Annotated in this window: 5 protein-coding genes; 1 reads left to right on the top strand and 4 read right to left on the bottom strand. The window is 57.0% G+C overall.

Translation table 11 applies throughout. From position 1 onward, the window contains the following. Positions 1-382: 382 nt before the first annotated feature. From H6G52_RS00335 to H6G52_RS00320, 4 genes are all read right to left on the bottom strand, one after another. On the bottom strand, positions 383-4,420 hold the full coding sequence (locus H6G52_RS00335) for a methyl-accepting chemotaxis protein (RefSeq protein WP_190525725.1): 4,038 nt from the start codon (positions 4,418-4,420) through the stop codon (positions 383-385). Between the two features lie 140 nt (positions 4,421-4,560). After that, positions 4,561-5,097 carry a chemotaxis protein CheW gene (locus H6G52_RS00330; protein ID WP_099531795.1) on the bottom strand — a complete coding sequence of 179 codons (537 nt, stop codon included), beginning with the start codon at positions 5,095-5,097 and terminating at the stop codon, positions 4,561-4,563. A gap of 350 nt (positions 5,098-5,447) precedes the next feature. After that, entirely contained in the window at positions 5,448-5,813 is a 366-nt protein-coding gene (locus tag H6G52_RS00325; protein WP_099531794.1) for a response regulator transcription factor, read from the bottom strand. 803 nt (positions 5,814-6,616) lie between these two features. Next, positions 6,617-7,843 carry a response regulator gene (locus H6G52_RS00320; RefSeq protein ID WP_099531793.1) on the bottom strand — a complete coding sequence of 409 codons (1,227 nt, stop codon included), beginning with the start codon at positions 7,841-7,843 and terminating at the stop codon, positions 6,617-6,619. Between the two features lie 838 nt (positions 7,844-8,681). Here H6G52_RS00320 and hmpF point away from each other — a divergent pair. Continuing rightward, the gene (gene hmpF, locus H6G52_RS00315) at positions 8,682-10,412 is read left to right on the top strand and encodes a pilus motility taxis protein HmpF (RefSeq protein ID WP_190525723.1); all 1,731 of its coding nucleotides are present in this window, start codon (positions 8,682-8,684) and stop codon (positions 10,410-10,412) included. The last annotated feature ends 20 nt before the right edge of the window (positions 10,413-10,432 follow it).

Raw genomic sequence — 10,432 nt, 5'->3', positions numbered from 1 at the left:
ACGGGGCGAGCCGCTGAACCTTCCAAGCCGTGACAATGACTTCAGAATTCAGCATGGAATCTCCAGCTTGGAATCTACTGTACTCGATCCATTTCAGATCAGCTTCCATGGATACATCTTGAATCGTCTGATCCACTTGGGTTTGATTCGTTCAAATTGGACTTGTGCCATATGGGACTGACCCAAATTTGGCTGGTCTAAATCGACCCAAATCTAATTGATCCCAACCCCAGAGGGCGAGGACTCAAGACAACCCAGGAAACCGCAGCATTCACCCTCCAAAATTTTGAGCCGTGATTGGGCAATGGGCCGCTGATCAGTTCGCAATTGGCCACGATCGCCCCTGATACCCCCGCTCATGGTGACTCAGAATCACTCAGGGCTACTGATTGCTGCTGTCAACACGGAAACGCTCCACGGAGGAGAGCAGATCGCCCGCCACGCGCACCAGAATTTGCAGGGACTCGGACACCCGCTGCGATTCTTGGGAGGTGTCTTGGGCGGTCTTTTCAACCGATCGCACCACTTGAGCCACGGAGCGGGAGGTGTCCGTTTGCTCCACGGTGTCCGCCGTAATCGATCGCACCAGCACATCAATCCGGTTCGACACTTGGATGATGTCATCGAGTGCGCGCTTGGCCTGTTCCGCCAGCTTGGTTCCTTCCAACACCTGTTGTGTGCCGTCTTCCATCGCTCGCATCACCAAGTTGGTTTCACTTTGGATTTGCATCACGATCTTTTCAATTTCCTTGGAAGCCTTGGCGGCGCGATCGGCCAACTGTCGCACTTCATCCGCCACGATTGCAAAGCCCTTGCCCGCTTCGCCAGCCCTGGCCGCTTCGATACTGGCGTTGAGGGCGAGCAGGTTGGTACGGGAGGCGATCGTGGCAATCAAGGCCACAATCTTGGAAATTTCTTGGGTGGATTCCGCCAGTCGTTTCACCTTGCGGGCGGTTTCCGCCACCGTTTCCCGGATTTGCAAAATCCCGGCCACGGTGCGTTCCACCGCTTCGCCTCCCTTCAAAGCGGTCGCGGAGGCGGAACGAGCCACTTCCTCGGCTTCGCGGGCACTTTCGGCCACCCGCTGAATCGAGTCGGTCATCACCTGCACAGAATTGAGGGTCACGGCCAACTCTTCCGCCTGCCGCAGTGCATCGGAGGAGAGCGATCGGGCAAAAGACTCGTTTTCCGAGGAGCGCTTATTCACCTGCAAAGCGGCCGTTTTCACCTGCTGCACAATTTCTCGCAGGTTTTGAATGGTCAGGTTGAACGAGTCGGCCACTGCGCCCAGCACGTCGGCGGTCACTTCCGCCTGTACGGTTAGGTCGCCTCGGGCAGCCCCTTCCACGTCGTCCAGCAGCCGAATCACTTGCCGCTGGAGGTCTTCGCGAGCCTGCTCCTGTTCTTGGGCTTTGCGCTGGGCCTCGCCCATGGTGCTCAAAATCACCCGGGTCATTTGGTTGAAGGAGTTGGCCAGTTCCCCAAACTCGTCATCCCCAAAAACCCGAGCTGTGGCATGGAGACTGCCTTGGCAAACGGAATCCAACTGGGCTTGCAAATCGCCCGTGGCCCGCTCCACATGCTGGGCAGTGCGACGGCCCAGGAACAGGGCTACCCCGCCTCCGGTGGCTCCCGCCAACAGGGAGGAAACCAGGCCGATGGTGCGAATGTCGCCCATCAGTTGCGGACTGATGCCCCGATCGCGCACATGGGTCATGGTTAAGTGCGTGGTGCCCGCCACGGCCAGGAATGACACAATCCCAGCCATCACCGCCGTGACGGTTTGCTTGGTTGTCAGGCGGGCATTGTCGAAGGAAGCCAGCCAACCATCTTCGGATGGGGTGACCGGTTCGGCGGCGCGGCTTTCGGGCTGGTCAAAGCTCAGCAGTTCTTCGTTGTTGGAACTGGTGGCGATGTTGAAAACCTCGTTGTCCCCCCCAACAAAGTTAGAGAGAGGTTCTCCCATCACGCCCAGGGAGGGTTCCCCAAGGGAAAATTCGTCGCCACCGTCCGATCGCGGCACGAATTCCGAGGAGGTGTTGGTCAAGCTGAAGTCCGGTAGGCTGCCAAGGTCGTCGAATTCATCGAAGTCATCCATGAAGTCGCTGGCGGCGGCGGCTCCGTCATCCGCGATCGCAGACAGGGCCCCGGAGGCCGGATCATCCACCGATCGAGCAGGGCTGGTGAAAGCCATGCCCGGGGCCCCGTTGATCATGTCGAGGGGGAACGCATCATCATCGGACTCCGGCTCCATGACCGGCGGCTCATTGAAGATGCCAAAATCGCTAGCCTCGTTGTCTTCCGGCTCGATCGCCCCCAAGGCTGGCTCCGGCTGTGCATCCCAGGAGCCGCCCCCAAAGGCTGTGGCACTCAAGTCTTCAGGGTTGAACTCGTTGAACTCATCCGGGTTGAACTCTGCCCCGTTGAAGTTCCCACTGCCAAATTCCGCCAAGTCTTGGGCTGTTGCTCCCTGAAGGGTGCTGGGCCCCGCCATCATGAACAGGGTTTCTTCCACCTCATCATCGATCGGGAAAGATCCCTCGATCGGGGCCGCAAAAGGCAACTCGATTCTGGCCGCTGGCTCCTTAACCGCCGGTTCTTGCGTGCCGGCCGGCGGCGGCATGAAGAGGGTGCGATCGTCGTCGGCACTGTCCCCCACAAACACGCCAAAGGGCTCATCAAAAGCATTCGCGCCCACCAGCGGCCCGGCTGCAGCCGGAGCCGCTGGCTCTGAGAAATCGCCAAAGCCGTCCCCAAACGTCTCGGAGCCAAAGGGATTTTCGGCCCCTGCGGCAACCTCAGCGCCACCAAAATCAGTGCCACCAAAATCAAAATCAGCCTCATCGGCCAGGGGTTGACTCGCTAGCCCATCCGCATCAAACACGCCAAATCCAAAATCTTCAGGGGCGGATGATTCAGAGGCTGCCGGTGCTGCCCAGTCTTCTGCAAAGGCCGCCGCGGCCGGATCGGCCGGGGTTTCGAGGTCAAAGCCCTCAAAGTCACCGAAGCCATCGGCCGCCAAGTCATCGGTCTCCGTCGAATCGGCAAAATTAGGCGGCTCAAAGCTGGCTTCAAAGGGCGCTGCGGGAGACACTGCCCCAAAGTCACCTCCAAGATCACCAAAATCTTCAATGGGATCAGCATCCAAGTCCCCAAACACCGGAGCTTCAGAGGTGGACGCAGCAAAGTCTTCTGAGCCAGCCGCTCCAAAGCCCACCGCCTCATCAAAGCTGGCCGATTCGCCGAAGTCGAGGTCAGCCAACGCGGCTCCAAATTGATCTGCGCCAAATTGACCTGCGCCAAACTGATCACCATCGGCCGTGTCGCCGGGCAAATCGCTCGCGAAGTCATCGGCTCCAAAGGCTGATGCGGCCAGGGGATCCGCCCCACTGGTTGCCCCAAAATCAGCTTGATCTAAGTCGAAAGACTGATCACCAAAATCCATGCTGGCCCCAAAAGCATCATCGCTGGTGGGCGATGCCGATGCCGCAAAGGGATCCGCCTCGAAGCGATCGGGCAGCCCCAAATCTGGTGCTGGTGAGGGTGTGGATCCTTCGCTCCCCCCAAAGGGATCGATCAGGAAGGGATCCGCTGCCGGATCTGAGGGGGTGGCTGGTTCCGGAGACCCCAAGGCGGCAAAGGGATCATCGCTCCCCCCTAGGTCAGCGCCTAGGGCGATCGCCCCGGGGTCGGCTCCCAAGTCCATGCCCGAGTCCGTGCCAAAGTCAAAGTTATCAAAACTGTTGAGGTCATTGGGATCGCTGCCCGGGGATCCATCCCCGAGATCCAGCGCGCCCAAATTGCCTAAATCGGCGCTCTCAAAATCCGCATCTTCAAAGTTGACACTACCGAAGTCTGCACTGCCAAAGTCCGCGCTGCCAAGCTCGCCGCTCTCTAGGTCAGCATTGGCAAAGTCCGCGTCACTTTCCAGGTCGCCCAGGGCTTCGGCCATGGTGCTGTTGCCGGCCAGTAGTCCCGTTTCCGTGCCCTGGGGGTCACTCATCAATTCATCAAAATTGAAGTCCCCATCATCAATCAACGGTTGATCGGCTAGATGGGTGTTGCCACCGTTGGTAGTGGTTTCCTGATCGCCAAAGTCGAATTGGTCAAAGTTGGGAGTTTCGTCATAACCATTACCGGCGCTCAGGGCCTGGCTGGTGGCGGCTAACCCTGAATGGGCGTATTCCACAAAGGTGGGGTCGCTGGTCAGGCTGAGCACGGACTGATATTCCACCTGGGCCGTGTCGTATTGGTTTAGGCCATAGCAGTAGATGTGGCCTCGGAGTAAGCGAACGCTGGGATCATCGGGATAGGCCTGGGCAAGCCGATCGATCGCGGCGGCAGCTTCGGGGTAATTACCGCTGGTGTAGGCATCATTGGCCCGCTGGTAATCCTGGTTGTAATCCGTGCTGGATGCCATTGACCTTCTCCGGGACGATCGAACTCTGGCGCGTTTAGAAAATTGCGGCTGGGGGCGCGTGGGGCCGCTTGTAACAATTGGGCAAACAATTGGGCAAGTCAGGTACGAGCATAGCCGCCCATCGTACTTCGATGCTACTCCTATCCTGCGGATTGACCCAGGCGGTTAGACCGCAAAATGGCCACATGATCCAGTAATTGCAGAATTCGATTGTTACTCAATCGCCACTCTCCGCGCAAAAATTCCCCGATCGGATCATTCACGCTACTCAAGGCTTCCACATTGTCCGGCTTGAGCCAATACATACCCGCCACCCGGGCCACCGCCAAGCCAAGCATCATATCCCCTTCCTCGATCGCAATCACCGGCACCTCCGCCCGATCGGTATTCAGCGGGATGGTTTCCCCCAAAAACTGCCCCAGATCCACCACCCAAATCACCTGCCCCCGAATATTCAAGGTTCCTAACAACAGGGGAGACACGTTCGGCACAGGCGTGATCCGATCGGGAGAGGGTTCACTCACCTCGCGGATAATGACCGCTGGCAACGCCAATTCCCGTCCCGAGGGTAGGTAAAACCGCAGGTGCATCTCACCTTCAGGATTTTCTAGCTCCTGAAGTTCCGGCGACTGATCATCCACACCTCCGCCGGCCAAAAAATCTGGACTTCCGACCACAGCGCTTTCCTCTGGCTCCGTAACAGACTGAAGGGCAACTGCTACCCCACAATTACGTTACGCCATGCACTCGCGATCGCACCCGATCTTTCAGGCAGTCATCACCCCGCTGGGGGCAAAGGGCCAGATCTTGATCTAGCCAAATCTAGCCAAACTGCGCAATTGCCGTTCAATCACCGTTCAATTGTTGCTAATTTCGCGAAACCACACCCATCCTGCCAGATCGGCGCAAATTTCCTCAATTAGAAGCCAATTTTCTCAACTCCAGATCACCAGATTCAGATCACTGGACTCAGATCACCAAACTTTAGATCACCGAACTCAGATCACCAGATTCCAACCTTTGCCAATCAGCCGCGCAATAATTGCTTCACTGTTCCCACCAACTCTTGAGGCTGAAAGGGCTTAGCAATATAGGCATCTGCGCCTTGTCTCAGGCCCCAGTAGCGATCGAACTCTTCCCCTTTTGAGGAACACATCACCACTGGCACATCCTGCGTTGTGGGATCCGACTTCAAGCGACGACAAACCTCGTAGCCATTCATGCGGGGCATCACAATATCCAAAACGACCAGATCTGGACGCTGCTTTTGCAAACTTTCTAGCGCCTCAACACCATCGGATGCCATGTTGACGGTCAGCCCACTGCCCTGCAAGAGCTCGCCGATCATCTCTCGCTGGGCGACGCTGTCTTCGACAACTAACACTACACTCATGGCTATCTTTCTCGTTTCACTCTGCCTGCCAAGGGGGTCAATCGGGGCGCATGGGGTTCATGACGCAGCGGTGGCTCGTCACCCAAACTCTTGCATTACCGGTCATCGGAACGGGCAATGATTTATCCCAGACGCGATCGGTGCTGCTCTTACTTGAACCATCCTGATCCTGCCAGCTTTAGGGTTCCCAAATCCCTGGCAGCCAACGGACATGGCTACCGGTGAATTGAGGCACGCGAGAATTTAACGACTAGGAGATAGGGAGTGGGTGCGAACCAGCAATCAGGTTATTACCGGCGATCAATGGCCTGGGGGCAATTGCTCTGTTTTCGGCAGGATTGCCGTTGACAAGATCGGCTGATAGAGCTGTGGTGCTGGCCTATGGGCGGGCATAAACCTCACCCATGTCAAGCAATCACGGCTGGTGTTGACTAAGAACACTCAGACCCTGGCAAAATGCCGCTATGCAAGTGCGATGGCTGGCAATGATTATAGCGTCGTGATGGGCGGGCCACGTCTTTTTGCGGGTGGTTGTCACCCACGGAAATCGCAGACCTGCGCCTGAATGCTAGCAGGAACTGACAGCTCGCGCACCCGATTCTTGGCCCGAGTTGGGGCTAACCCGGTTGCGCAAGCGTAAACGATGGTTGGGTTGTTTTTCAACTTTTCTGGCCATCTTTGGGCAATCTTTAGGCAACGCGCTGGCCATTTGACATCCCGTTAGGGCTGGGCGATCGCCCGTTTGGGTTTCTCCGCAAAAGGCCCTAGCCCGGTGCTAATTTGAGTCAAATTGGGCGCTTTTGTTAGGGTACAGGGAGAGATTCCGCCGTAGACAGCGCTAGATCGCTTATTTCCTCCTCAGGGGCTGGTTCCAGGCGACCAGAGCCGATATATCGCTCAATTAAGGCTTTTAATTCCTGGCGTTTAAAGGGCTTGGTTAGGTAATCAGTTGCGCCGGCCAAGCGGGCTTGGGTGCGATCGAGAAACCCCTCCCGCCCCGTGATCATGATGATGGGCACATGCCGAAACAATCGAGTTTGTCGCAACATGGCGCATAGCTCATAGCCATCCAGATGGGGCATGGCAATATCGCAGAGGATCAAATCTGGCCGCAGCTCAAACACCTGGCTAATGGCTTCTAGGGCACTGAGAAAGCCCACCACGTCATAGCCCAACAACTGCAACCCCTGTTCGATCGCGCGGCAAACGGCGGGGCTGTCTTCAATGCAAACAATTCTCGGTGCTCGCGGGTTGGGATCCTGAACGGTCATGACCTGATGCCAGCGCGATCGGGCGGCCGAATGCTCCAAAGGCGGCTCGATCAGTTGCACCAACCCCTCCTGGATGTAGGGATAAAGCGCCTGGGCCACGGCCAGGAGCGGCCGCTGGCGATAGCGAGCAATTTGGCGCAGGGTGATTGACCCGGTGGCCCACTCGCTAAAGGTTTGGAGGGTTTGGGCCGGCAGCACTTCTCGCAATCGCTGAACATCCGTCAACACGGGGCACAAATCCGGCGACTGCACGTAGGGATAGAGTTGTTTCCAGTCCTGCAATTCCTGGGCCACTTGGGAAATCAGCGGGCTAACGGCCAAGCTGGTTAAGTGGGGCGCGATCGCCTCGCCCATATTAAAAATGAACCGCCCCTCATGCACCGTCAGCAAATCAAACAGGGCCTCATGCACCATTGCCTGGAGGATGTTGCGGCCCTGTACCGGCTCCAGTTGATGGGTTTCCAGCAATGCCCAAAGATATCCATATTCCGGCTCGCTGATGGAAGCCATTTTGGAAACCGACAGCTCATCAATGGCGGTTTCCAAGGCATAGCGATGGAGATAGTCCCGAAGACGGGTTGTGCCCCCTTCCCCGGAGGTGCAGTAAACGATCGCCCCTTGGCGAAAGAAGACGAACCAACTGCGGCGATCGCCCGGGTGAGCGCCTTCCACTTCTAAATACAGTTCACCCGTGCGCTGGCCTAACTCAATCAGGTGCAGGAGGCTGCGGATATCAATCTCGCTGAGCTGTCCTTGCATAGGGCTGTCCTGGCACGGGGATAGGGGGGAGTGGGGTTGCCCAATCCTGGCTCCATGCTATCGCGATCGATCAATCCCGAATGGCTCGATCGCAACTTTTTCAAGCTCAATTTTTAAATACATTTTGTCTAATACATTTTGTATAGTAGGGCGGTTGCCCAAGCAACCCGGCGCATCTACTCCAGCAGCGATTCAATTCAGCAGCGATTCAACCCCGAGCTAGTTTTGAATCTCAACAACTCCAGCCAACCCACCCTAAGCAACCGCAGGGAGCTGGCAGAACTTCGCCCCCAGCGGGCTGCTGGCCGGAAAATAGAAAATTGTCCCTCTCAGGTGGCTTCTGGCTGCGTTTGATAAAATCAGCATGGTTTAACCACTCTGCTCATCTTGCAGCGATCTCTCAGCCCTAGCGCTGTGAAACCGAGTCTGAAGGCCAAGAGCGGGAAAAATCAGCAATCCATGGGCAGTCTGACCGAAAAACAGGCCCCTTTTGCAGCACCGGAGAGTAAAACGCCCGGCTCGCGATCGCGAATCGGTGATTTGAAATCCAATGGGTCAAGCTGACGTGCCGATCGCCCCAGTTTCTTTGCCGGTTACGGTCAATGACTGGTCACGATCAACGCAGCGTCAACCCGTGGTCTAATCGAGCAAATAGGGTTGCTCGGCTGGGGCCAAAATCCCCTTGCCCCTGGGCAGGGAAAAGTGTCAATCTCACAGTGGCAGCCAAGTCACGTCTTTATAAGTTGCGTCCTTAAAAAAGCTGCATCTTGAAAGACGATGGCCAACGCCATCATCCGTAGCGCGAAGATCTCACTGAACGAACGAGGGGAAGGGCAGCGTGCTGTATCTTGCAGAAGTCGTCCAAAAACGCGGCTTGATGGGATCAAAGTCAGAATTGAAGCTGCTGGCCTGTCAAAAGGGAGAGCAGTGGAGCGCAATTACCAATGAGGATCCCATCGCTTCAGACGATGCCAGCAATTACAAAGACGGGGCATTAGTGCTGGTGGATGCGATCGGGTCAGGGGCCGATCGCAAAGTAAAGAATATTCAAGAAGGGGCCCGGCAGATTGTCAGCCTGCTGCAAAGCTATTCCCGTCAGCAGGAAAAAACCAAGAGCCAGGAAGAAGAAATTCAGCAATGGATGGAATCCCTGACTTACCAAAGTCAGGAGCTGAACCGGCGAGAACAGGAACTCGATGAGCGGCGCGAAAAGCTGGAGCAACTGGAACAGGAGTTGCGGCAGCTCGATCGCCAACGCCAAGAGGTGCAACAGGCCCGGGAATCGGCCGATCGCCTCAATCAGGAAGTGCAACACAAGCGCCAGGAAATTGAGCAGGCTCAACATGCCCTGCGGGCCCAGCAGGAGCAACTCAACCAAGAGCGCCTGGCGATGCAGCAGCAGTTAGCGCAGTCGGCGGGTCTCGATGCCCAACAGGCGGCTCAATTGCAACATTTGCTGCAACAGGCGGCTTCTTCGGTGGTGGCCATGGACTATTTGCAGTCGGCGGTGGAAACTTGCCTGCAAATTACGGCTGCCCAGGAGAGCCTGCTCAGCCACGCCCCAACGGCGGAACCAACCCTTTCCCCGGAGGTGCGGGATTGGATTACGTCAGAAACTCAGACCCTGTCGGCGGCTTGGCAGGATTGGTATGCCCAGCGGGATGATCTGGATCGGGCCCGGGCCGAGTGGCGGGCCCAACAAACGGCGCTCGAACTTCATCAACAGCAGCTTTCGGCCGTTGAAGGGCAACTGGCCACCCAACGCAGCTTGCAGACCCTGTTGGAACAAGCGGCCAATGGGGACGGCCACAGCGATGCAGCCCAACGGGTCGATCGAGCAGCCTTGGAAGCCATGCCGATCGGGGAGTTGCAAGAGCTGACGGCCCAGTTGCAGCGGGACTTGGAAAAGCTATCGCGGCTGGTGAGTGATGAGGAAGAGGAGCTGAGTGCCAAGCGCCAGGCAATCGAGGAACTGCAAGGCCAAATCAACAGTGCCAATGAATATGATCGCATTCAGCTAGAGGCAAACCTGGCCGATGAGCGCGACGGTTGCCAGATGCTGGAGGAAACCCTGGTGGGGCAACGGCGCAACCTGCAAGAGCGGGAAGAGGTGCTCCATGCCCACAAAACGGTGCTGAACAAGCGCCAGGGGCTGACTGCTCCCCGGACGGAGGGCGGCGTGGATCTGTCACCGCTGCTCGATCGGGTGACGCAAGACATTCAAGCCCTGGAGGAATTGCAGTCCCAATTGCGCGATCGGGTTTCCACATTGGAATCCACCGTACAAGAGGCGGAAATGACCGTGAACCAGCGCCATGGGGATGTGCAGGCCCAATTGCAAATCCTGCAAGATCGAGAACGTGAATTGCAAAGTAAGCAAATTGAGGCCATCACTCAGGGCAGCCAAGGGGGCGATACCCTGACTCAGCCCATGTCTGAGCAGGTTTCCGGCCTGCGGCAACACCTGGAAGCCCTATTAACCAACCTCACCCAGGCGACGGACACCACCCAAGCCCAGCAGGCGACGATCGGGCAAATGCAGCAAATTGTTGCTTCCCTTAGCAAGTAGCTGTCAGCAAGTAGCCTTCA

The sequence above is a fragment of the Limnothrix sp. FACHB-881 genome, assembly GCF_014698135.1.
Lineage (GTDB): Bacteria > Cyanobacteriota > Cyanobacteriia > CACIAM-69d > CACIAM-69d > CACIAM-69d.
The sequence above is the reverse complement of the archived record's forward strand: the minus strand, read 5'-3'. Positions and strand labels throughout refer to the sequence as shown.

Bases quoted from the DNA above. Each gene is read 5' to 3' on its own strand.
- H6G52_RS00335 (WP_190525725.1), bottom strand. From the start codon at position 4,420: ATGGCATCCAGCACGGATTACAACCAGGATTACCAGCGGGCCAATGAT.
- H6G52_RS00325 (WP_099531794.1), bottom strand. From the start codon at position 5,813: ATGAGTGTAGTGTTAGTTGTCGAAGACAGCGTCGCCCAGCGAGAGATG.
- H6G52_RS00320 (WP_099531793.1), bottom strand. From the start codon at position 7,843: ATGCAAGGACAGCTCAGCGAGATTGATATCCGCAGCCTCCTGCACCTG.